The following is a 21,142-nucleotide window of genomic DNA, read 5'->3' on the forward strand; positions in this document are numbered from 1 at the left end:
AGCGGCGCAGGCTGCCGAGCAGCAGCGCTTCGATGTGCGCTGCGGAGAGAACGTGACGCCGCATGCACTGCACGCGCGCGGGAGCGGTCGCCTGTCCATGCGACAGCACGCCAGCGAGCAGTACGCCCCCTGGGTCGGCTTGAGCGACGTGGGGCAGGCGCGACAGGTAGGTACCGTCACGATGCCACCGCCTTCCGCCCAAGCACGCCCACGGGGACGCCGAGCAGATCGGCAGTGGCAGCGGCCTGCCGCAACTGCTGCGCGGTCAGGGCGGATGCTGGGTGGTAGATGTGGCCCGAAGGGACCGCGTCGGTGCTGGACACAAGATGCTGGGATAGAGCGCCGGCGGCGTCATCGAGACCATGCCCAATCTCGCCAATCGTCAAACTCTGTGGCCCAACACTTGTCACCGACGCGGCGCCCTCGGGAGTCGGAGGAGAGTGCCGGCGCCTTGCGAAGGCGGGGCCGGCGTAGGTGATGCCGTCGATGCGCCGCTGGTGGTCGGTGGCCAGCACGTAGACCCGCCGCTCAGCGTCGAGCTCACTCCTGGCCTGACGACAGAGCGTCTGGAGGCCATTCGGTCGACTCACCTGTACGTGGAACGCCGTGCGGCTGTGCCAGTCCTGATGTCCTGTGCACCACGCCTCACCATTCGCCTCGTGCTGGCGATACGCTGCGACCGTGATGCGTAGCTTGCCGGCGGCAACCTTGGCACCATGCTCGGAGATGCGCTGCCCGACAGTCACCACCGCCCCCGCCAGGCGCGCCGCGTCCTGGGCGGGCGTCATGGCTGCACCACCAGCGGTAGCCACATCGGGCTAAAGATCAGCAGCAGCAGCAACCCCACGAAGACCACGCCGAGAAGGGCGACAGTAACGAGTCGAGCCCCCGTGATCGTCAGGTGGTTGCTTTGCTCACATTCTTCGGCGAGGCACGCAGCAGCCTCTTCCTCGATCAAGTACCGCGCGATAGCCAACGACGGGGCGACAAACTCGCCCGTGATCTCGCGAGCGCCATCGTCGTGCAGGTAGACCAGCACGTGCTCCGTGGTCGGGCCAACGGTATGGGCGAACATCTTGCCGTCGATGAAGTAGGCCGGGGCTCCGATGTAGATGCCCCAGATGGCCCGCGCCGGCGGCTCCGAGTCAGGGACCATGCCCACGCGCTCGGCGCTCACCCTCGTGGCTCCGATGCTGCGGCGTTCACTTCATCGACCAGCGCGGCCATATCCGCAACGCGCTCACAACTGCGGCGGTAGGCGTCGCGTGTCTCGTCGTCAGCGATCGGCAGATCGATCGTCTCGCCATTCGGCAGGGTAACGACGATCGCGATGTCCTGGTCCCAGACGTCGTACCAACTAGCAAGGTGCGCCTTGAGAATCCGCAAGGCACCCAGCGCGGGGTAGTGCCGCGCCTCTTCCGGGTCTGGTACGATGGTCTCAGCGGGGGATCGTTCGTCGGTCACAATCTACGGTCCTCTCTCGACGCCCTGGGCTCTGACGGCTCAGGGTGTCTGCGTGTCTGCGGATGTCAGACGGGGCGCCGACGCTAGTCCCGTACCGTCAGCACCCCGCCGCTCGCATAGGTCGCCGACGTTCGGGCCGACTAGCCGGGGATCATCACCATCTGCATGCAATCGAAGATCAGGACTGCGGTGGTCGGGGGTCCGCGCATCGGCGTTCCTTTCGTCGTGCTCCCGAGATTCGGCGCTCTCGGTTCCTTGCGCGTGCTCACGGATCTGGCGCTCGATCTCTTCGAGCTGCGCCTGGTCGTCCTCGATGCAGGCCGGCATGTGGACCAGCATTCCCGTGCTGATGGCGCACTTGAGGCAGTGCGGATCGAGACCGTGGCCATCGGCGAGGCGCTTCGTGGTCGGGGCGATCTTCTTGAAGCAGCCAGCACAGATGACGTGATCCCCGGCCGCGCGGACGCTCGCGCCGTTCTCGCGGTTCGGCTCAACGATCCTGTACCGATGATCCCGATAGACGAGGTCGACGGCCTGCATCGGCCGACCCGTGCGGGCGGGGGCAGCGGGGGTCATGAAGCGGCCTCGGGTGCATCATCAGAGAAGCAGCCGCAGCCACCGACGTCGAACATATCGACCTGGGCGCCGCGTTCGATCCGCTGGCGCAAGTCAGCCAGCGTCAGCGGCTTCTTCTTGCCGTCACCCGAGCGGTCGGTCAGGATCGAGACGGGCTTGCCGAGGTACTCGCGAATCGCCTGCTCCTTGGCTTCCCACCACGCGAACACCGCCGGCAGCGCGTGATAGACCCGCACCCAGTGGCCCTGACCAGCCTTGATGCAGCCGCCCCCACAGTTGTTGTGGGAGAGTCCCAGCGTGTACAGCCGAGGTCGGCGGATGCCGTGCGCTCGCAACGCGCCGTAGATGTCAACCTTGGTCAGGAATGGCGGCTCACAGAGCGGCGCTTCGTAGCGCCAGCCATCGACCAGACGACGGTCACGGAGTCCGGTGAAGCGATGTTTCTCTGACCAGTCGATCCCGACGTAGACGGCCGTGGTGCTCGAAGATCTTGAAGCGGCAAGCCAGCAATCGATGGCTTGCCGCTTCAAGATCTTCGAGCACGGGTCTGCTCTGGAGTTACCGAGGAACCGCTCGGCGAAGAAGATCGTCCACGGGTCGCGGCCCTCGGCGATCCACGCCAGGAACGGCAACCGCTCCTTCGTGCGCTCGCGGAGGTCGGTTAGCGCAGCGACACGGCCGGCTTCGTCCTCGTGAAACTCGGGCATTGCCAGCGCGGCCTTCACGAGATCGGCCGGGGCCGGCACGTCGAATACGTTGCAGGCCGCCTCGATCAGGAAGCGGTAGAGGTCGGTGTCCTCGATCAGCGTGTCCGTGAACAGGAGTGTCAGGTTGTCGGTGCCGTGCCGCTCGGCAACTCGGCGTGCGGCCGCCCAACTACCAACGCCGCCGCTGAACGTGGCGACATGCTGCTGCCCGGTCGCCCCACCGCCCACGGCGCGGCGCCCGGCGGTCATGGTCGCCTCAGATTCGCGAGTGCCCGCGTCAGATCGAGCGAGGCACGCTTGACAGCTGCACGGGACGGGCAGGCGTCGTACGAACTGCGGTGCTTGGTGCAGGCGTCCATCTCGTTCAGTCGGCGCAGGAAGCGCTCAGCCTCCGCGCGGGCCTCCGCGATCACCTTGGTGTTCACAGCGGCCTCCCGGAGCGGCGCTCGGCAGCGTGTGGGGCGGTCATCGAGAGGCCTCAGCAGCCAGCCGCCGAGCCACGATGGGCAGGCCCGCGTCGATCGCGAGGCGCAGCACGTCGGACTTGTTGAGGGGGGTCACGCTGGCAATGCGCTCCGCTTCGGCATGCACGGTCACGTCGAGCTCGATCCCCATCGGCTTCCGGTCTCGTGCCGGAGTACCCGCCATTGTATCTCTCCCGCGTGATCCTCGGTAGAGATCCTACCGGCTTCTGTATTATCGGAACTCTTTGCAGCGATGTCAAGTCATGTCATATAGACTTGGAACAGGAACCCTAGGGAGAGATACGTGGCAGTGGTCACGGCGACAGATCGCACGCGAGAGCAGGGCAAGCGCCTGCGAGAGCTCAGGGAGCGTCTGGACCTGAGCAAGGGCGTGCTGATTGATGCGCTCTCATTCGGATCGACACAGACCTACGATCTGTATGAGCGCGGCGTATCCGTGATTCGCTTCGATCGCGTGCCGGAGTGGGCGGCCGCGTTTGGTATCTCGGAGCAAGAGTTTCTCGATGCCGTGTTGGAGCCCTCGAAGCCGGCGCAGATGACGGGCGCCTTCGATATGCCAGACGACCCCGCCTGGGATTTCCAGGCCGAGCTACATCGGGTATGGCCGCACGACGCGGCATTCGCCGATCAGACCTATCAAGAGCATGTCAGCGCGCCACAGTTCGCCCAGAAGGCCGTGGTTGACGCGCTCCGTCGCCTTGCTGCGCGCGATCAGGACATGCTCATCCAAGAGAGCGGACGGGCGATCGATGAAGACCGCTCACAGATCCGCTTTACGCGCACGGGATAACACCGGGCAACGAACGCCCGGAGCCCCGCTGGCGCACTATCTTGACGGAACCACGCGTAGTGGTATCCGTCACGACATTGTTGACGCACTCGCGCCACACGAGTACCGTGGAGGCTACGAAGAGAGCCAGGGTCAACGCAGATCGGGGGAGTGGGATGAGCTCGTCGATTCTTGATATCGGCCGAGGCCATGACGGCAACGGCAGCCCGCTCAACCTGATCCGCTGCGACTACCCACCGGCCCTGGTGGGCACCGTCACGATGACCGCGCGGTGCCATCAGGTTACGCTGGCTCGACGCATCGGCGCGTCAGACGTGGCGAGGGTTGTGCTCCATTTGCGGACCGCGCACACCCCAGACCGGGGCGTGCGTATCTGCTACGCCCCGGTCTGCGCGATGGCCACGGCCCTCGCTATGGGGTCATCGGAGACGGATCTGCGGCCAGCCATCGCCTCGTCAGCCTGACGACGAGCGCACTCCCCCCAGTATCTCCATCGTAACGCCACGCCCTCGGCGGCGCGTGTGGAGAAATCCCCAGTTTTGCCGGCGTCTCGGTCTTTTTCACCCGTGTTGCACCTCGCGGCCGGAAGCCGGGCTGCGGCGTCAGGTGCGGGGCTTCAATGGCCCGTACCTCGTCATCAGGAAGTCTCCGCCCGTCGATGGCGGTGTGTACCGCCTTTCATTCCGTCTCGTTCTGTTGGTTTGGTTCCGGGAGTTTTCTTTGCCGGCCGCGTTTGACCGCCTCCCCTGCCACTCTGGCCGGGCCTCCTGGTCGCGGCTGGCCTCGACGGCGGTCACCAGCGCCAGCAGCGCGCCGCACAGGATGTACTCGTTCGACATCTGGCGCTTGTCCCACGCCAGCCGCTCCTGACGCTGTAGGAGCCCGCGAGACTCAATCCGTTCGGCTGTGCGCCGGACGGTCCTGGCCGAGCACTTCATCGCCTTTGCCAGCGTCTTGACGCTCGGGATGATCGGCGAGGACGGGTACCAGCGGAACGAGAGCAGGTGCACGACGAGCTGGAGCTCGCGGGCGTTCTCCACCAGTTCGTGCACGCCATTCGGGATCTGGGTGTAGCGCGAATCGGTGGGGAATGGGTCTGGACACAGCGGGGCGGACCCTGATACATTCTGCATCGAAGGTTCTCCTGCCCCGCGTCACTCGCCGGCCAAAGCTAAGTGACGTGGGGCTCTTCATTTCCTGCGCCCGCTTCAGGCGCGCCGGAGATCATCCGGACCGGCGCCCGGAATGTCAAGCCGGGCCGCTTTACGTCGACCCGATCACGATTCTGAGCGCGATGCATCCGCGTTGGACATGAAGAAGCCCCAGGCTAGCAGACCTGGGGCTTCATGGCGCCTGAACTTCTGCCCATGGCACACCCAACACGGTCATGGTACCACGTCCACGAGTGCGCTAGGAACTGAGCGAGTTTAGTGTTTCCCGGGCTGCTCCGGGCACCGTAGGCCGATTCGTTGACGGCTACTCCGCGATAGGCCGCGTCAGTACCTTGCGACACCAGTTTGGCCGTCAACTCTCGCCCGCGACATGATCGCGTGGCCACTCGCTACTCCGAACTCTACCACGCTCGCCGCCGGCCCCGCGCGACCCGTCAGGCCGGCGGAACCGTGCTGCCGATCTCTCGCGTGAAGAGATGCTCGTGCGGCGGCAGATCGCCCTCATCCGGGATGGTGTCGGACTCGTCCAGATCCCAGGATCGGGGATCGCACCACACGCAGGCCGGAACCCTGAATACCATCTCCAGCTTGACGTAGAGCGAGTCCCAGAAACTGAACGCCGTCAACTCTTCGAGGTTGCGCCGTCGCTGCTCTCGCTTTGGCGCGGCGTCGATCTGGGCCATCCGGGTCAGGCAGTGGTTCATCAGCGCGGCCAACTCTTCGGGCTTGAAGTACAAGCTCATCATGGCGATCGATCCTCCTGCCTACCCTAAACCGCAGATCGCCACCGATTTCCAAGCCAGATCTACCATGTCGCCGGGTTCCACCATCGCCGATCCTTCAACCGCTGCTCGGCCGCCTCCCGTGCCGCGCGCTCGGCGGCGAGGATAGCCTGACTCTCGGCAAGTTGCTGGGCCAGGTCGTCGGCGCGTGCTGCATCCTCTGCCAACACTCTGGCCGTCGCGTCCAATGATGATACTTCCTGTCTGAGACGCTGTCGGTCGGCGTCCGCTTGCGTCTCGGACGCCTTCAGACGCTCGGCCAATTCGCCATTCTCGCGGGCCAGCACTTCGATGCGAGCGTAGAGCGGAGCGGTGTGCTGGCTGATGATGTCCGAGACGCTGTCGGACAGGGCAAGGGCCCGCTCCTCGACGGTCGGCGGGATGTCCTGGGGCGTCTCAGCATCGTCTGAGACGTCGTCGGACGTGGCGCCGGCGACCCAGACCTCGACGGGGCGGCCGACCAGATGCCGCTTCGGGAGCCGGCGCCGATCCAGCGTACGGATGGTCACCCGGTAGAAGCGGGCCGCGTCGGCGAGTGGCAGCCACGCGCCGGCTTCGGATGTGTCGGTCGGTGTCTCGGACATCGGACGGACAGGATACGCGGCGGAGCGCCCGGGAGTCGAACCCGGCGGGAGTTGCCCCCTTACCTCATTAGCAGTGAGGCGCCTTAGCCGATCGGCATACGCTCCGAGAGACAGCGGTCGGAATCGAACCGACGATCACCTGATTTGCAGTCAGGGCCATAACCACTCTGGCACGCTGTCCTGGTGCACCCGGAGGGATTCGAACCCCCAACCCTCGTGTCTTGAGCACGGCGGCTCTACCGTTGGCCTACGGGTGCTGGCCGGAGCACCGTGAGTGTGGTCCCGGCGATCCTGGGCTCTACCCCCCTGCCTTCACCAGTTCACGGTTCCCCCGAAGTTATCAGGGGTCGCTGGGATAGATACGGTACTCCCGGTCCGATTCGAACGGACACTGTCCTGCTCCTAAGGCAGGCGCCTCCTACCAGTTGGGCTACGGGAGCGCGGACGGGACAGGAATCGAACCTGCGGGGACTCTCGCCCCTGCTCTTTTCGAGAGAGTGCGGCCAGCCAACGACCAACCCGTCCACGGCCATTGTAGCACCGTACTGAGACGGGCTGAGACCACTTGCGAGAACCGCAGTTCTCGGTCTCTACTTATGAGCGCTCACAGCGGTTTACCCGCCCAGCCCCCGCGCCACCGAGCGCCATCCGCGCCATAGCCCGCGCCAACGGGTGCCATAGGCGGTGGACAAAGAGAGAGCCCCGACCTGTGAAGATCGGGGCCTCCTCTCGCTGGGCTTGCGCCCGCACCCGGCCTCGCGAGGAAGACGGGGGAATTGTGAGCGGGGCCCTATGCCCCACCACCGAAGCCGGCCGGACTGGCGATGGGTGCGGTACCGCGCTCACTGAGAGCATACCACCCGCCGCGCGGCCGGCGGGACGGGCTGCCGATCAGCGAGGCTCGGCGGCCAGTTCGTAGGCTTGCCACGCCTCACCATGATCGCGCTGGTGGTACTCGATCAGTCCGTAGAACGGCGATGTCTCGTGGCCCTGGACGACTTCATTACAGAGCGGACACCGCCATCCACTGTCGTAGACCTCGTCGGGGTGCTCGGCCCGCCAGCGCTCGACGAACGCCTCTTGGGCACCCAGTGTGGTACAGGTCGGGCAGGGGACCGCGCCCCTGCCGCCACAGGTGTGCTCAGCCATCCACATCCCCCGTGCCCTGCTCGACCTGGGCGGCGCGGCGCTTGTTGTGCTCGAATGCCACGGAGCGGGCTGCGTCCTCGTCCGGCAAACACCCCACGACGACCGACCCATCTGGCGCGACGACGTACCAGCCGGTCTTGCCTTCGCGGACCATGTAGATCTGGGTGATCGCGGCTTCTGAGGCTGCCCGCATCACGGCCTGCCGCTGGTTCCATCGTTCAGGATCAGCGAAGCGCATCAACTCCAGGACGGCCGTGTCAAGCTCGTCGTGATACTCGCTGCACGCGCCAGGGTACTCGGGGTAGAACTCGTCCTGGCAGCGGGCGAGACGATCCCACGCGGCGCCGACCTTCACAGCTAGATCCGTGACGATGTCGCCATACCTGATCCCCTCGCGCGCCTGATCCAATTCGCAGTAGATACAGCCGTACCTGTTGCAGCCACACGTCGTTGTCTGACTCACTGCCCCTCGCCCCCTTCCTCGCCACGCGGGCGCCCGGGATCGCGGGCGGCCCGGCTCTCCGCTCGTAACCGCCTGATCTCAACCAGGAGATCGGGAACGTCCTGCATGCAGACCTGAAAGGCGATGGCCATCTGCTGCTGGCGATTCGCGAGCCCTTTGGTGACAGTTCGTGCCCGAACCTCGATCGCCACGAGATCGTCGCCGGTGAGCTTTGGCCTAACGCGCCCGCTCCCCCGCGTCATGGTGTCGACCCTGGGCGGCGGCGCTCGTCCAGTAACTCAACCTGAACCGGCTTGCCAGCCCGACGTGCAATCCTGACCGTCATCCACGTCCCCGATCGCCGAGAGCGCGGGTCGTCCTCGGATGCTTCGGGGATGGTGATCAGGCGGTCGCTCAGCTCCACGATCCGCTCATTCCGTGCCCGGTAGTCGGTGCCTGGCGGCATCTCCTCGAAGATGTCGCAGTGCTGCCTCCAGAAGCGCCCCACGCGGCTCCGATCGGCCGGCAGGACCGTGTGTACCTTCAGTCCGCGCTGGTGAGCGGCAACGGCCACGAGCATGTCCACGCCGATGCAGCCGCCAGTGACCACTGTGCAATCAGGCGGTAGGTCGCTCACGATGTCAGCGATCCGCCCAGCATCGCGGTGACCGGCTGAGCGGGTGCCGCTGAAGCCGACCGTCTCGCTCATTCTTCCGACTCCTGATCGGATACTCCTGACGAGGCGCCTCGGTAGTGCTCCAGGCCAGCCCGAAGCAAACGGATGATGGTCCGGTTGAGTGGTCGGTCCTCTTCCTCAGTCAGTTGCTTGATCTCGGCGTGGAGATCGTCGGGGAGTCTAACTTGTAGTGCCACGATCCTTCTCGGCATGCGCGTAGTGTAGGTCAGGTTCACCTGAACTTGCGCACCTGCACTTGAATAGTAGCATATGCACCTAAACTATGCTATACTTCAGGCATGAAGAAAGCCCCCACGAGTCATCACCTCGTGAGGGCCAACCAAACGGAGGTAACCCGAATGGCGTCAGCAGTCTACCAGCCATCGGCAAGTCAGTGGGCATCGGCAACCGTGCACCTGGAGAACCGCGACGAGTGGCGGTATTTCCGGAAGTGCGGCGTGCGATACGTGGCGATCATCTCAGGCCGCAGCAGTCGCTTTTACGTGGTCCGCGCTGACGCCGGCGGGTGCTCTTGTCCGTGGGGGCAGAGCCCGTGGTCTTTCGGCAAGCCGTGCAGCCATCGTATCGCCGTCGAGCTTGCGGCGCTGGAGGCTGACTTGATCGAGTCGCGCAAGCAAGCTCCGAAAGCGCGGCCGACCATCGAAGAGTTGTGGCCAAGTTGCTGGACGGACGGGTGTGACAACGATCCCGCGCCCCACTCCGGTGGCTGCCACGAGCACATGAATTCGGAGGCGTTCTGATGGGTCACTCACCGGCGACACCGCAACTCGATCGAGCGCTCGCGGTCAGGGACGTGTCTGAGCAGATTGGCCAGTTCGTCATGGAGCACCTGGCCGCGCAAGGAATCGTCCTGGCCCGCTGGATGTGGGAGCAGTTGCCCTGCACGAAGACCTGGGGCCAGAAGGCTGACGGCACCTACGTCGAGATCAAACCCTTCAGCAGGTACGCGGTGGACGCCAATGGCGAGATTGGCCGCGCGCGCTATGACGAGGTCGAGATCGACGTATTCGAGTGCCCCTGCCCGATGCAGGCTCGGGAGGGAGGTAGGCCGGAACACACCTACCAGCACGCGCGATGGTCGCTCATCCAATTTTACAAGTCTGACTCGTGGATCAACGACGAGTTAGCTCGGTTCTTTGGACTCGATCCATCCGAGATGGAACGAGAACGAAAGGCCCTGCTGGCAAGTCTGAGTCAGCATAACTGACCCCCCGCCCAGGCCGCACCGGCGGCCGTTCAGCCTGGAGGATGGCATGGAGGAAGCGAACGACTGTCCTTTCAACTGTGACGGGTCAGGGCGCTGCTTGATAGCGGCACATCGCCAGGAAGAGCCTTACCGCCAGCCGACTCCGAGCGACCCTAACGGACAACTGCGCCACTGGCGACGGAAGGGAGACGGCATCAGTATGACTGGCAAGCGAAGAGCGACGATAAACGACTGACCCCGCGCGCCGTGGCCGCCCGGCAATGGGCAGGGCGGAGAGGCCGAAGTAATCCCCCTTAGCTGAAACAGTAAGGAGAGGATCGTGAGGGTCGAGGCGTCCACCCCGATAGCGGAGTACAGCTTGGAGCAGACGGCCGAGGACACCATCGTCATGATTCAGCGCAGATACGGGCCGGAGTACCCCGGGGTTGATCTGGTGGAGCATATGACGAGAGCTGAGGCCAACAGCTTCCTGTTCAACCTGAGCGGCTACATCGACAAGGTCGAGTTCTGAGCGCCCGCCGCCCTGGCGGGCCGGCGGTGTGAGGAGAGGGAGAGAAGACGATGCCGGCACTAACACGGATCACAGCAACGGTCGTGATCGACGTCGTGATTCAGGGCGACGAAGAACTCGACAACATCTGCGAAGACATTCACCAGCAGCTCAGCATGGTGATGGTTGACAACGACTGGACGGGGTCGGTTGAGTTGTCGTGGGAGCACACCGCCCCTGCGAACAACATCGTGCCGATTCGCTGACTGACGCCCCGCGCGCGGGCACCCTTGGGAGGTTGACGGTGAGCGATTCAGAAGAGCAAGCAATGAACGAGGCCTGGATGGCGAGCAAGATCCTCGCGGGCCTCACTGACGAACGTCAGGCGTGGCGGGAAGGACTGGCGTTTCGTGAGGGCTGGCTGGCCAATGCCGCCCTCTCGGCGGCCCAGTGCCAGCCCGAGGCGGGAGAGGCTGAGCGGCTCAGGAAGGCGCTGGGGAAGATCGTGGACACGATCGACGCCTTCCCGTACGAGACATGGCGCGGTGCCAGCGTCGAGGTCCGTCAGCAGGTTTTACGGATCGCGATTGACGCTCTTGTGCCTCTGGCCCAGCCGGCCCGGGACGGGGGCGCGGGGGACGAGCATGCCTGATGAGTTGAGCGCGCTTGAAATGGCCGTGAAGGCACGCGGCGATCAAGCGGCTGAGATGTTGCGCGAGTGGGCGCCGGAGCTCGAAACGATTGCGCACAGAGATCCGTCCACCTGGACGCCCAACGATATCAGGAAGATCAAGGGCACACTTCTGAGTGTCTACGGCTTCGTCACGGAGGGTCGCATCTGATGCCTGACGACGAGCGGCCGGGCGGCGGGTACGAGGCGGCGCCGACGATGACATGTCCCGGCTATCCTGATCAGGGCCACGACTTCAAGGCTGTGGCCACAGTCGGCGCGTTGACGTACATGCGGTGCCGCCGCTGCCGGACAGGTCCATACGTCAATGCGGACATCACGCTGACGCTAGACGACCCGTCCTGACAGCGGCGGGCATGGAGAGGTGCGAGGGATGGGCCATTACAGTATCGGCCAGGTGACTAGCATTGAAGATCTGCACACGAGTTTCGGTGTCGATCCTCGGCCTAATACATTGAACTACGTGCTGGGATCAACGTCGGGCGTTCACGGATCGTATGCCAGCCTGGACGACATCGAAGCCTGTTTTGAACGTACCTGTGATTGCGAAGGTGGCGACCACGAGTACGATGAGGAAGGACGGGCAGACTTCACGGTCCTACTGGTTCGCCCGCGCCTTGTGCACCTCAGCTACGGCCATATTGAAATCACACGGGGGGATATCCCGTACCTTCGCCTTCTCATCACTCGCTCAATGGAGGCGATCCGCGAGTCGCAGGCGGGTAACCTTATCGGATGACCGCCCACTCCCAGCCCGTCGCTCGGGCGGCGGGGCTCTCAGGAGGAAGGAGCGAAGGATGACTGACCGACACAACGGCTACTACGTCGTGCTGGAGCACGATATCCGTGATGACGATGCCGAGGCGACCATCGCCGCAGTCAAGCAGATCAAGGGGGTGCTCTCGGTTACGCCGAACATTGCTGGCTTCGATGAGCACATCGCGGAGATGCGCGTTCGGACGGAACTGAGCGAAAAGCTACTGAAGGTGCTGCACCCCGAATGGTACAAGGACCGCTGACCTTGGCATCTCGGGCGCGCGGGCCCGGGTCAGGCGGCGGGGAAGTGTAGAATGGACATCATGAACGCTGCGGACCATGAGGCGCTGACTGCCATCTCCAGACTCTACAGCGCGCCGGCACACCGACTCCCGCCGGCTGTCCTCGTTCAGCATGACCTGCTCACCGGGCGCGCCCACGTCAACATCCCCCCGATCATGCGGTCTGGTCTGGAGCAGCTAGGCTACGATCCGAATGCCTACGGCCGCACCTACGAGGACAATCTCCGTCGTCAGGGTCTCTGGCCCGCCGATCGCCCGCCCTTGTACGTGCTGCCCCGCATCAAACCCTGGAGTCGGCGCGGCTGGCGTGTGGTGATCGGGCACAGGAAGCGTTAGGCGGCGGGCAGCCGGTCGCGGAGCACGGTCAGGCGGCTGATGATGTCGTCGAGATCGGCGCGGCTGATCGAGGATGACGGGACTGGAGTAGGCGCCGGCATCGGGGTGCCGATGAGATCCGGATGCAGCACCCGAACAATGCTGGCGTTGTTGCCAGCCCTGGCCTCGAACTGCTGGCGCGTAAGCTCGGGCTGACCGTAGGTCGCACCGGTAGCGGGATTGGCCAGCAGAATGACGTCTCGCGCCGGATCGTAGCCCCGCACGCCGCTCCAGTGGCCGTGGCCGGCGCCGCCCCAGACCGGCAGTCCCAGCAGCAACGGATACGGCGGATGCGCGTTGATCTCAGGGATGAGCTGATCCCAGGAGATCGGGCACTGGTTGTTAGAGATCCCGTAGCCGTCCGAGCCGTAGTGCTTCGGGTCGCCGATCTGCAGCCAGGTAACGATGCCGGCGCCAGTGTGGTCGAGTAAGCCAACCTCCTTGGAGACGATGTTCAGATTGACCATGTCGGTCTCGATCCAGTCGGTGGCCGGGGTCCGGCCCAGCGCGCGCATCGCCCACGTCAACGAGGTCGGGGCGCACGACCAGTCGTCGTTCTGCAGCACAGCCGGGTAGTCGGGGTTGAACGTGACGGGCATGGGTGTCTCCGTGGGGGCGGCGTAGGCGTCGAGGGCGCTGGCCATCGCGATCAGGCGGTCGAGCCCAGCCGTTCCGCCCTGGAAGACGCGGCGCACCCAATTCCAATCGTGTTCGTGGCAGAGCTCCACCATCGTGTAGAAGTGCGACCCGTTCTTGGCAGGGACGCCCTTGGTGGCCCAGAACCAGGCTAGGATATTGGCGCTGATTTTCGGGTCTAGCGCCAGGTCGGGATTGCTGACGAGGTCGATGCCGAGCGCGTCACCCGCGTTCCGATAGTTCGACAAGTGCGTCAGTTGCGGGAAGCCTCGGCCGGCGAAGTCGGGGCCGCCCTCGTACCCTGCCCAGTTAGCCGTCGTGCCGTACTCGTGGATCGGCTCAAAGGTCGATGCCGTCTCGATGGCGACCGTAGGCAACACACCGAGGCAGACGTCGCGATCGTAGATCCCCCGCACGTACAGGGCATCGACAATCAGCGGCCAGTTGTGGGTCACAGCATCCACGGGGCAGCCAGTGATGCGGGCGATCGTAGCCGCGTCCCACCAGCGCCAGGGATCAGCCACGGCTGGCCTCCAGCAACCGAGGCTCATCGGGCTCGTCCACCGCATCCGGAAACCGCTGGCGCATCTGGGCCGCGCGCTCGCGGAGCACCGCTTTCGCGATCTCGTCGACGGTCGGCACGGTCGGCTGAGAGCGCCACGCTCCCACCGCGTCTGAGGCGCCTTCGGCGACGGTATAGATGCCAACGGCGCCGAGGGCGGCTGTTTGGAATTCGCTCCACGTGATGTGCCCGCCCCAGTAGCCGGCAATGGCCAGCGCCAGCATGAAGAGGCACAGGAGCAGTTTCCGACTGGTTAGGCGGTTGTACAGGTCGTCAAGCTTTGACTGACTCATGCTGGCGGCTCCGGTGGCTTCATACGGGCGGTCGGACCAGGGATGGTTTCGTCGATCCAAGACGGCAGTGGAAGTGGTTTCAGTCCCCGTTCTAGTCGGTCGGTATCCACTTCCTCGCGCACAACCGAGAAGTAGTTCACAAATCGATGGTGACGACTTCTGAGCATGTCGTTCTCGCTATGCAGTTTCCGTAATTCCTCCAGGAACTTATCGGCGCGCTCTTCGCAGGCCCGGACCGCCTCGCGGCTTCTGGCATCCTGCTCGCGCATCTCAATGCGTGCTGCTGAAAGCTCAGTCCGCATCTGGCCGAGCTCAACGCGCTGGTCACGGATCGTCGCCAGGAGGTCGTCGCGGACCATGTCCTCGGATGTGGCGCGCTGTTGGCCCTTGTCCTTGCGCCAGTCGAGCAGCGCCTTGGCCGAACTGCCAGCGATGGCCAGGAGGCCGCCAGCGCCGACCCACGTCGCCGGGTCGCTCCATGCGGGGGTATCGGCCACGTCAACGCACCCATCGCGCCTGCCAAAACGCCCCCACCTGGCCGGCAGCGAGCGCGAGCATGATCGGCGCCACCGCCGAGAGTGGGTTGGCCCAGAGGATGCCGAGACCGAGGGCGGTGAACAGCACCCCCAGGACGGTGGCCGCGATCCGTCGCAGCGGTACGGTGTCGTGCAAGGCCGCTGCGATCTGAGCGACGCCAGCCCCGAGTAGCGACAGCCCCCAGATACTCTCGGGCGCCGCATCGAACAGGCGATAGCTCGGAGAGGTCGAAAACGTGCTGGCCGGCAGGATCAGCACGACTCCCGAAGCCACCGCCGCCATGCCGTTCTGGAGCTCCAGGCCTCTAGTGCTACTGCCTCGAATCATGTCGATGGCCCAGACGAGGTACCCGATCACGGCGCCCCCGATGGAACGATTTGCCCCGCGTTGTCGCTCTATACAAGTGCCGTCCTCCTAGTTCATGCTAGGGTTCGGTGCTCTCCGGATCGGGTGTACCACCACCCGATCCGGCTGAGTGCGTTACTGCCCTGGCCCTTTCGGGGGCCGGGGTACCTGTGCTATGTTTCCCGCCCCTGGAGGGCCTTTAGATGGAGGATCGAGCTCGGCTGATTGCATTCGCCCTCTGGGGGGCGATTGGAATCTGGATCGTCCTTGGGTTCGGATTCCTGGCGTATCTGGTGACCGTCGCCCGCTAGAGCCCTCCAGGTCGGAACCGCCGCACCTCGGCGAAGGCAAACCAATCAACCGTCCGCCCCGTCGCCCCAGTCACCGTGATGACCGCGTCGTTCCCTGAGAGCGATGGCACGATCGTCCAATTGGCGACACCGGCCGTCGTCGCAGCCGCGCCGCTGTCCTGGTGGCTGGCGAGATCGACGCGGGCGCCGACCGCTGACGGGCCGTTCGAGAGCCGCTTGAACACGGATCGAAAGACGAGCGACTTGACGACGCCGTTGCCACTGTCGATCCCGTAGACCTCCACCAGCGCGCCATACGCGGTCAGGGTGATCAGTGGAAAGCGTAGAAGCTCCTGGGAGACCGTGCCGACCGTCTGGATGCGACCGATGGGGTTGACCTGGCCGGCGTATTCGGTGGTCGGAATCGCCCGCTGTGCATCAAACGCCGCGAGCTCGGCCCCGGTCATCTCGACCTCGACTAGCTCCCTGGTCGTGCAGTTGAACTCGACCTGTGTCGGCACGATGCCCTCCCGAATCCTATGCCGGTAGTCCCCAGACAGTGAGGCGGCTCGTGGTTGTCCAGAAACCGGCCGAAAGTGTCACGCGAACCAGCGTGATGGCAGCCGTGGATTCCCAGACTCCGACCGTCATGAGCGCCTGAATGGATCCGGAGGCCAGGTTGAATGACCCGTCGCACATCGCGATCACGTTTTTCCATGCTGAGGTGCCTGCGTAGCCGGGCAAATGGATACTGAACGACCCGATCAGATTGGTCGTACTGGTAGCAGCCGGCATGGAGCCAAGAGCGATGTAGTCGACCGCTCCAATGCTCTCGTCAGCGGTCGGGACCGTCGCGGATCCATAGACCCGCTGGTAGTCGTACGCACCGACTGTCGGGCTGGTCTCAAATGTCAGGCGCGTGCCCACACCAGCGGACGTGTCTGTCGATCGTCCACCGTCCAATTCTAGATACAATGAGCGGTACGCCCCGGAGATGCCGGAGAGCGCCAGGACAGCGGACGACCCAGTGCCCACAACCTCCCCTAACTTATCGAGCGAGTTGGATGCTCCCACCGACTCGAACCCGGCGCCGGTAGCGTTGGATCGAAAATACTGCCCCGACGTTGTGGGAAAGACCGCGATTGGCGTGTTGGCGGCCGTCGCCGTGATAACCCCACCAGTCGCTGAGAGAAGTGACTGGGGCGAGGCGAGCCAGGTTGGCGCCGTGGCCCCCGCATTCATCCCGAGCACGAACCGGGCAGTACCGGGGGCCAGTCCCGTCACGCTGTTAGCCCCGGTCGCGAAGAATGTGTAGCCGGCCGTGACCGCCGCCGCTAACACACCTGATGCCCACGTCTGGCCAGTGGCGCCGGCATTCATCACGAATTCCTGGAAGGCCGTCCCCTTCGGGATGTGGGCCGGTGTGTTGGCGGCCGACGCCCCCACCAGTGAGCCCGCCGATGCCAGCAAGGACTGGAGCGATGCACTCCAGGACGGCACGCCACTTGACGAGACGATCATGCTCTGGAACGTCGACCCGATGTTCAAGAGCGCGCTCGCGGTCCCGCCCGCGCCGTACAGCGTCTGGCCGGTCGCCGTGAACAAACTGAGCCCGGTCGCGACCACCGGGACACCGAGCGTCACGCCGGTCTTGTTGAATAGCGCGATGGTCGACGTGCCCGAGACCACTTTGAGGGCGTTGCCGGCTGAGGTCTCCTCATTGGTGATCGTGACCGTGTACTCGGTGGCGTGGGTGGTGGTGAAGGTGGCCGACTGGTCCTTCGTGGCAGCCGTCACCCAGCGTGTGAATTGAGTGACATGGGTGGATCGGATCGGCTGGCCTGCGGCTACCGAGACGAGAGGCATCAGCCGCTCCCTTCCTGCTCAAGCGGCGCGTGCAACTCGTCCGCACACGCCACGAGCTGCTGTCGGAGCGCCGCAACCTCAGCGTCGCGCTCGGCCAGTCGGATCTCGTAGACCAACAACTGCGCCGACACTGCGCCGTAGCGCGCGGCCAGCGCGTCCCATTCCCGTTGCCCGATCTCGATGCTCATGGGAATTTGCTGCCGCCGCCAATCGTTGCCACGTTGACCAGGAGGTTGGCGGTCCCGACATCAGTAACCGCCTCGACGCAGCCGTAGCGGCCACTTCCGGTCGGCAGCATCATCTCGACGCCCGGCCTACCCGACGTCAGACTGGCGTAACTGGTGGAGCGGTTCATGGCCAGCACCTGGTCAAGCGTGGTCGACGCATCCAGCGCGGCTGACACTGTCAACTTGACCCAGTACAGGCTTTCACCCGAGTACGGGATGGCGTTGACGGCGCCGGTGATCGTCCTGAGGGTGCCGACCGTCCAGTCGGTGGGGACGGTCCATGTGATGCCACCATCGACGTTGAAGGTGGCAACCCCAGAGAACGTGCCGTCTGCGCTGGTCAGGGTGGCCATCGTCGGGCCGGTTGCCGACCAGTACGCCGTGACGGCGGTCGACGTGTTGGAGTTGGTCGCCTGCACGTCGGCGAACACGCCACGGAACGGGAGCTCGGCGCCGACCCAGAGGGCGCCGGTGGTGGCGAGCGACGACAGCACGACCGCGCCGTTGGTCGCCTTGTTGTTCTGCGCGACCGCCGAGTAGTCGGTGACCCCGGTCGCCGTCGCGAAGTTGTCCGTGGTCTTCAGGACGCGGAGCCACGGGTTGAGGGCGTACGAGATCACGGCGGCGGTGCCGGCGTAGTTCCGCCCCTCCATGTACAGGTACTGCGAGCCCGGGGGGAACGCCTGGAACGCTGCTGCGGCCGTGGCTCCTGCCGTGATCGCATTCCCCACGGCGGCGGATGCACGGCGCCACTCCCCGAAGGGGCCATTCAGATTAGGCATGCTCATCGGTATCGGCTCCTTCAGGGGGGATCACGTCGCCCGAGACGGCTGGCGGCTCGGGCGAGGGCTGCTGGTTCGCTGTGGCGATCTGGTGGCCCAGCGTGCTTGCCATCGTGGAAAGGGCGACCACCATCTCGGCGTTCGTTCGCGAGAGGCCGGCGTTCGTCAGGATGTCGATCTCGTTCATGTCATCTCCAAGCCGAGTAGCGGTACACATCGTTCGTCTGATTGGAGATCGCCGTGATGCCGGCGCCGCCTTCGACCTGAAATCCAGTCGACACGAGAACAGTCGAATCGAGCACTACCAGGAAGGTGAGCGCGGTTACGCCGCTGAGGCGGGCAAACCCGATGTTGTCGCTCCCGTTGCCGCTCAACAGGTGACATGTCGCTCGCGTGCCAGACGACGATCCGACGCTAGCGATGTACACATACTTAGGCTGGAAGCCCAGGGTGATCGTGCGCGTCGTGCTGCCGTTGCCGGTGTAGTTTCCGGTGACCACGAAGTCGTCAGCGTGCAGTCCGTCTACCATGTCGGCGTTGAAGCTCGTGGCGACGCCCGTTGAATTGGCAACGAACGGGGCGCCGGCGATGGCTGTCGAAGTGAACGTGTTCGCTATCGCCGAGCTCAAGAACGTGGCGACGCCGCTGACGTTAAGGGTGGACGCCATTGTCACGATGCCGCTGAACGTGGCCGTCGCCGCGACCACCAGGCCTGAGGACATCGTCACTGCGCCCACAACGGTCACCGCCCCCGTCACCCGCAGTGTCCCGACCGTGGCCGCGCCCACCACGTTGAGGCTGCCCCCGAGCGAGGCCGCGCCGGTCGTCACGGTGAATCCATTGGCGACCGTGGCCGACCCGCCCATGACCACGGGTCCAGTTGTGACGGTCACCCCGCTTGCTACCGTCAGTGTGTTGACAGCGAGTAGTCCGGTGAACACGCCGGTCCCGGTGTGCGTGAACGCCCCGCCGAATGCCACGCCGGTCCCGTCAATGCGCCCGAAGTTGGTCCCGGCGATGGCGCGGAACGACAGCGCGCCGATGCCGCTGTTCTGAAGGTCCAGACCGTAGCGGTCATCGTCATTGATGCCCGTGGCGGTGGCTGCCGGCGCGCTGTTCCCGCCCAAAAACCACATCACGAGTGGATCGACCTGATCGTAGCCTGCTTTGGCCGTGGTATCCGCGAGGGGCAATGGGCGGACAGTCGCCATTAGACTGTTCCTCCCATGCTATAATTGACGCGCGAAACCCCCGCGCCGTTGGTAGCGGCCGGGGGAGTGGCACAAGGTACTGGAGGTACCCGATGCAGTCCGATGATACCACCGTCCGTATCCCGCTCCGCGCCAAGGATGGCAGCGTCCGAGCATACGCCCTGATTGATGCTGACGATGCTGACTTCGTCAACCAGTGGGAATGGCACTTTGCCAGCAACTACGCTGTCAGGAACGAGCGATTCGGTGACAGTGGGTGGCGCCAGATCTTCATGCACCGAGAGATCCTGGACTTGCCGAGGCTCTCGAAGTACCGTGGCCCGGTTGGAGATCACATCAATCGGGACAAACTCGACAACCGTCGTGCTAACCTGAGAGCCGTCAGCAAGAGCGAAGACGCGCAGAATGGCCCCCCTCGCGGAGGAACGTCGGCCACGCCCGGAGTCAACTGGCACAAGCGACAACGAAAATGGATCGCGCGCGTCAGGGTAGGCGATGCAAGGCGCCACCTGGGATCTTTCGATACAGAGGAGGCGGCCTCCGCCGCAATCAAGGCGATGGGGTAGGCTATGCAGCTTAGGCGACATAAGCCGCCTCCGAGTCGTACACGCTCCCATCGTTGTAAGCCGGCTCGCGGGCAAGCACGGTGAACCGGATCGTGGCTTCGATCTGCCAGTGGTCGCTGTCCTTGACCTCGCGCTCTTTCCAGACCGCGCCCTGCTCCAGCGCGATCGTGTACGTCGTGTTTTTCCAGTCGACGATGGTGGCCGGGCGCGGCCCTTGCGCCGCGATCAACACCTCCCACGTCGCCTGCGGGTTACTGGTCGTGTCGTACGTGCTATCGCGGAGTTTAATGCCCGTCCCGAAGCGGAACCGGCCTTGGTAGACCGTGCTGGCCTTGATGCCCTCCCCCGCCCACAGCGTGTACGCGCGCAAGATCGGCGGCGTGGTCCCGGACCCGGCCAGGAAGTCGATCGAGGGTGCAACCTGCCGACCGTTGATGTCGTCGACGATCCGCGCCTCGGTGTACGGGCTCTCGGTGACGGTGGCGCCGAGCTGTACCCGGGTCTCTTTGTCGGTCGAGACGTACGGCGTCAGGTACGACGTGTCCGAGCACGACTCCGAGACCACCGCCACCTGGCGGACCGCCTTCTGAGCGTGCACACCCTGGCTCCAGGGATTCGACGACAGGTACAGCGTGCAGGTATCCGTACGGGCTCTCCACGGGCCGCCGGAGGCCAGTTCCTGGAGGATGTTGCCGTTCCTGGGGAGCGACATCCAGTACAGGTGCGTGGTCGTGTCGGCAGCGTTCCGGGTGCCGACCCACATCCTCGGATTGCCGCCGGGAGCGGCCATCTTCAGCCAGGTGATCTTCTCGCCCTCGATCACCAGCGGGCAGGAGTGCCAGACGAAGTTGGTGATGCCCGGTTGCCCTGGCACAGCCTCGCGGGGCTTCCCGAAACTGACGTACGACGTCTGGCGCACTGTGTCGTACTGGCAGTAGACGATCCAGTCCTTGTACCGGCAGATCGCCGATCCGTCGCCAGCGACGGGGGTCTCGTTCGGGAGGTCCGAGCCCGGACCGACTGAGAACGGCTGGTCGTTCAGTTGACCGTCAAGTCCCTGGAGCATGTCGAGGTCGGACAGGACGTTGGTGTACATTCGCCCCTGGACGATCACCGCGTTGGCGCCGTTCGTGGCGTTGACAACGTCTTCCCAGTAAG

36 protein-coding genes and 5 tRNA genes are annotated in these 21,142 nt (G+C 64.7%); 12 read left to right on the forward strand and 29 right to left on the reverse strand.

Annotated features, from left to right (window positions below; genetic code table 11):
* Positions 1-176 precede the first annotated feature (176 nt).
* The 7 genes from VMT30_09355 to VMT30_09385 are packed head-to-tail and all read right to left on the reverse strand — an operon-like array spanning position 177 to position 3,362.
* Positions 177-788 carry a hypothetical protein gene (locus VMT30_09355; GenBank protein ID HVQ45136.1) on the reverse strand — a complete coding sequence of 204 codons (612 nt, stop codon included), beginning with the start codon at positions 786-788 and terminating at the stop codon, positions 177-179.
* Positions 785-1,177, reverse strand: a complete 393-nt coding sequence (locus VMT30_09360) for a hypothetical protein (GenBank protein HVQ45137.1) — start codon at positions 1,175-1,177, stop codon at positions 785-787. Before VMT30_09360 ends, VMT30_09355 begins: the two co-directional genes overlap by 4 nt.
* Entirely contained in the window at positions 1,174-1,464 is a 291-nt protein-coding gene (locus tag VMT30_09365) for a hypothetical protein (protein ID HVQ45138.1), read from the reverse strand. Before VMT30_09365 ends, VMT30_09360 begins: the two co-directional genes overlap by 4 nt.
* Before the next feature lie 39 nt (positions 1,465-1,503).
* Positions 1,504-2,040, reverse strand: a complete 537-nt coding sequence (locus VMT30_09370; GenBank protein HVQ45139.1) for a hypothetical protein — start codon at positions 2,038-2,040, stop codon at positions 1,504-1,506.
* On the reverse strand, positions 2,037-2,996 hold the full coding sequence (locus tag VMT30_09375; protein HVQ45140.1) for a hypothetical protein: 960 nt from the start codon (positions 2,994-2,996) through the stop codon (positions 2,037-2,039). The genes VMT30_09370 and VMT30_09375 overlap by 4 nt, the downstream gene beginning before the upstream one ends.
* Entirely contained in the window at positions 2,993-3,172 is a 180-nt protein-coding gene (locus tag VMT30_09380) for a hypothetical protein (GenBank protein HVQ45141.1), read from the reverse strand. The genes VMT30_09375 and VMT30_09380 overlap by 4 nt, the downstream gene beginning before the upstream one ends.
* Before the next feature lie 40 nt (positions 3,173-3,212).
* Complete coding sequence (locus tag VMT30_09385; GenBank protein HVQ45142.1) at positions 3,213-3,362, reverse strand: hypothetical protein; 150 nt, start codon at positions 3,360-3,362, stop codon at positions 3,213-3,215.
* A gap of 153 nt (positions 3,363-3,515) precedes the next feature.
* Here VMT30_09385 and VMT30_09390 point away from each other — a divergent pair, with 153 nt between their 5' ends.
* Positions 3,516-4,022, forward strand: coding sequence for a helix-turn-helix transcriptional regulator (locus tag VMT30_09390; GenBank protein ID HVQ45143.1), 507 nt, complete (start codon positions 3,516-3,518; stop codon positions 4,020-4,022).
* Between the two features lie 41 nt (positions 4,023-4,063).
* Positions 4,064-4,486 carry a hypothetical protein gene (locus VMT30_09395; protein ID HVQ45144.1) on the forward strand — a complete coding sequence of 141 codons (423 nt, stop codon included), beginning with the start codon at positions 4,064-4,066 and terminating at the stop codon, positions 4,484-4,486.
* Between the two features lie 138 nt (positions 4,487-4,624).
* Here the strand turns inward: VMT30_09395 and VMT30_09400 are convergent, their stop codons facing one another.
* The 11 genes from VMT30_09400 to VMT30_09450 form a co-directional block, all read right to left on the reverse strand.
* Positions 4,625-5,155, reverse strand: coding sequence for a hypothetical protein (locus VMT30_09400; GenBank protein ID HVQ45145.1), 531 nt, complete (start codon positions 5,153-5,155; stop codon positions 4,625-4,627).
* A gap of 473 nt (positions 5,156-5,628) precedes the next feature.
* Positions 5,629-5,940, reverse strand: coding sequence for a hypothetical protein (locus VMT30_09405; protein HVQ45146.1), 312 nt, complete (start codon positions 5,938-5,940; stop codon positions 5,629-5,631).
* Between the two features lie 59 nt (positions 5,941-5,999).
* Positions 6,000-6,560, reverse strand: a complete 561-nt coding sequence (locus VMT30_09410; GenBank protein ID HVQ45147.1) for a hypothetical protein — start codon at positions 6,558-6,560, stop codon at positions 6,000-6,002.
* A 20-nt stretch (positions 6,561-6,580) separates the two neighbouring features.
* A tRNA-Ser gene (locus tag VMT30_09415) sits at positions 6,581-6,665 on the reverse strand.
* Positions 6,666-6,668: 3 nt separating this feature from the next.
* Positions 6,669-6,740, reverse strand: a tRNA-Cys gene (locus VMT30_09420).
* Position 6,741: 1 nt separating this feature from the next.
* Positions 6,742-6,817, reverse strand: a tRNA-Leu gene (locus tag VMT30_09425).
* Between the two features lie 108 nt (positions 6,818-6,925).
* Positions 6,926-7,000, reverse strand: a tRNA-Leu gene (locus tag VMT30_09430).
* A 1-nt stretch (position 7,001) separates the two neighbouring features.
* Positions 7,002-7,085 (reverse strand) — tRNA-Ser (locus VMT30_09435).
* A 366-nt stretch (positions 7,086-7,451) separates the two neighbouring features.
* A complete protein-coding gene (locus VMT30_09440) occupies positions 7,452-7,709 on the reverse strand; it encodes a hypothetical protein (protein ID HVQ45148.1) in 258 nt (85 codons plus the stop codon).
* The gene (locus tag VMT30_09445; protein ID HVQ45149.1) at positions 7,702-8,064 is read right to left on the reverse strand and encodes a hypothetical protein; all 363 of its coding nucleotides are present in this window, start codon (positions 8,062-8,064) and stop codon (positions 7,702-7,704) included. The genes VMT30_09440 and VMT30_09445 overlap by 8 nt, the downstream gene beginning before the upstream one ends.
* Before the next feature lie 346 nt (positions 8,065-8,410).
* On the reverse strand, positions 8,411-8,860 hold the full coding sequence (locus tag VMT30_09450) for a hypothetical protein (GenBank protein HVQ45150.1): 450 nt from the start codon (positions 8,858-8,860) through the stop codon (positions 8,411-8,413).
* Between the two features lie 266 nt (positions 8,861-9,126).
* Between VMT30_09450 and VMT30_09455 the strand changes: the two genes are divergently transcribed.
* The 9 genes from VMT30_09455 (at position 9,127) to VMT30_09495 (ending at position 12,630) form a co-directional block, all read left to right on the forward strand.
* A complete protein-coding gene (locus VMT30_09455) occupies positions 9,127-9,588 on the forward strand; it encodes an SWIM zinc finger family protein (GenBank protein ID HVQ45151.1) in 462 nt (153 codons plus the stop codon).
* Positions 9,588-10,055 (forward strand): hypothetical protein, encoded by a 468-nt coding sequence (locus VMT30_09460; GenBank protein ID HVQ45152.1) that lies wholly within the window; start codon positions 9,588-9,590, stop codon positions 10,053-10,055. The genes VMT30_09455 and VMT30_09460 overlap by 1 nt, the downstream gene beginning before the upstream one ends.
* A 319-nt stretch (positions 10,056-10,374) precedes the next feature.
* Positions 10,375-10,566 carry a hypothetical protein gene (locus tag VMT30_09465; protein ID HVQ45153.1) on the forward strand — a complete coding sequence of 64 codons (192 nt, stop codon included), beginning with the start codon at positions 10,375-10,377 and terminating at the stop codon, positions 10,564-10,566.
* 50 nt (positions 10,567-10,616) lie between these two features.
* Positions 10,617-10,811 (forward strand): hypothetical protein, encoded by a 195-nt coding sequence (locus tag VMT30_09470; protein ID HVQ45154.1) that lies wholly within the window; start codon positions 10,617-10,619, stop codon positions 10,809-10,811.
* 38 nt (positions 10,812-10,849) lie between these two features.
* Complete coding sequence (locus tag VMT30_09475; GenBank protein HVQ45155.1) at positions 10,850-11,197, forward strand: hypothetical protein; 348 nt, start codon at positions 10,850-10,852, stop codon at positions 11,195-11,197.
* Positions 11,190-11,387: a hypothetical protein gene (locus tag VMT30_09480; protein HVQ45156.1), complete on the forward strand. Its 198-nt coding sequence runs from the start codon at positions 11,190-11,192 to the stop codon at positions 11,385-11,387. The genes VMT30_09475 and VMT30_09480 overlap by 8 nt, the downstream gene beginning before the upstream one ends.
* A gap of 222 nt (positions 11,388-11,609) precedes the next feature.
* Complete coding sequence (locus VMT30_09485; GenBank protein ID HVQ45157.1) at positions 11,610-11,975, forward strand: hypothetical protein; 366 nt, start codon at positions 11,610-11,612, stop codon at positions 11,973-11,975.
* A gap of 58 nt (positions 11,976-12,033) precedes the next feature.
* Positions 12,034-12,255 carry a hypothetical protein gene (locus VMT30_09490; GenBank protein HVQ45158.1) on the forward strand — a complete coding sequence of 74 codons (222 nt, stop codon included), beginning with the start codon at positions 12,034-12,036 and terminating at the stop codon, positions 12,253-12,255.
* 60 nt (positions 12,256-12,315) lie between these two features.
* On the forward strand, positions 12,316-12,630 hold the full coding sequence (locus VMT30_09495) for a hypothetical protein (protein HVQ45159.1): 315 nt from the start codon (positions 12,316-12,318) through the stop codon (positions 12,628-12,630).
* On the opposite strand, the gene VMT30_09500 is transcribed toward VMT30_09495, so the two are convergent.
* The 10 genes from VMT30_09500 to VMT30_09545 form a co-directional block, all read right to left on the reverse strand.
* On the reverse strand, positions 12,627-13,874 hold the full coding sequence (locus VMT30_09500) for a glycoside hydrolase family 19 protein (GenBank protein ID HVQ45160.1): 1,248 nt from the start codon (positions 13,872-13,874) through the stop codon (positions 12,627-12,629). The genes VMT30_09495 and VMT30_09500 overlap by 4 nt on opposite strands.
* Positions 13,822-14,160 carry a hypothetical protein gene (locus VMT30_09505; protein HVQ45161.1) on the reverse strand — a complete coding sequence of 113 codons (339 nt, stop codon included), beginning with the start codon at positions 14,158-14,160 and terminating at the stop codon, positions 13,822-13,824. The genes VMT30_09500 and VMT30_09505 overlap by 53 nt, the downstream gene beginning before the upstream one ends.
* Positions 14,157-14,657, reverse strand: a complete 501-nt coding sequence (locus VMT30_09510) for a hypothetical protein (GenBank protein ID HVQ45162.1) — start codon at positions 14,655-14,657, stop codon at positions 14,157-14,159. Before VMT30_09510 ends, VMT30_09505 begins: the two co-directional genes overlap by 4 nt.
* Position 14,658: 1 nt before the next feature.
* Positions 14,659-15,054, reverse strand: a complete 396-nt coding sequence (locus VMT30_09515) for a hypothetical protein (GenBank protein HVQ45163.1) — start codon at positions 15,052-15,054, stop codon at positions 14,659-14,661.
* A 295-nt stretch (positions 15,055-15,349) separates the two neighbouring features.
* Entirely contained in the window at positions 15,350-15,853 is a 504-nt protein-coding gene (locus VMT30_09520) for a hypothetical protein (protein HVQ45164.1), read from the reverse strand.
* A gap of 16 nt (positions 15,854-15,869) precedes the next feature.
* On the reverse strand, positions 15,870-17,198 hold the full coding sequence (locus tag VMT30_09525) for a hypothetical protein (protein HVQ45165.1): 1,329 nt from the start codon (positions 17,196-17,198) through the stop codon (positions 15,870-15,872).
* Positions 17,198-17,386, reverse strand: coding sequence for a hypothetical protein (locus VMT30_09530; protein HVQ45166.1), 189 nt, complete (start codon positions 17,384-17,386; stop codon positions 17,198-17,200). Before VMT30_09530 ends, VMT30_09525 begins: the two co-directional genes overlap by 1 nt.
* Positions 17,383-18,213 (reverse strand): hypothetical protein, encoded by an 831-nt coding sequence (locus VMT30_09535; protein ID HVQ45167.1) that lies wholly within the window; start codon positions 18,211-18,213, stop codon positions 17,383-17,385. The genes VMT30_09530 and VMT30_09535 overlap by 4 nt, the downstream gene beginning before the upstream one ends.
* Entirely contained in the window at positions 18,200-18,394 is a 195-nt protein-coding gene (locus VMT30_09540) for a hypothetical protein (protein HVQ45168.1), read from the reverse strand. The genes VMT30_09535 and VMT30_09540 overlap by 14 nt, the downstream gene beginning before the upstream one ends.
* Position 18,395: 1 nt before the next feature.
* Positions 18,396-19,418, reverse strand: coding sequence for a hypothetical protein (locus VMT30_09545; protein ID HVQ45169.1), 1,023 nt, complete (start codon positions 19,416-19,418; stop codon positions 18,396-18,398).
* 92 nt (positions 19,419-19,510) lie between these two features.
* Here VMT30_09545 and VMT30_09550 point away from each other — a divergent pair, with 92 nt between their 5' ends.
* On the forward strand, positions 19,511-19,984 hold the full coding sequence (locus VMT30_09550; GenBank protein HVQ45170.1) for an AP2 domain-containing protein: 474 nt from the start codon (positions 19,511-19,513) through the stop codon (positions 19,982-19,984).
* Positions 19,985-19,994: 10 nt separating this feature from the next.
* On the opposite strand, the gene VMT30_09555 is transcribed toward VMT30_09550, so the two are convergent.
* Positions 19,995-21,142, reverse strand: a 1,148-nt coding sequence (locus VMT30_09555) for a hypothetical protein (protein ID HVQ45171.1), incomplete at its 5' end; no start/stop codon positions are given.

The organism is Candidatus Saccharimonadia bacterium (genome assembly GCA_035544015.1).
Lineage (GTDB): Bacteria > Patescibacteriota > Saccharimonadia > UBA4664 > UBA4664 > UBA5169.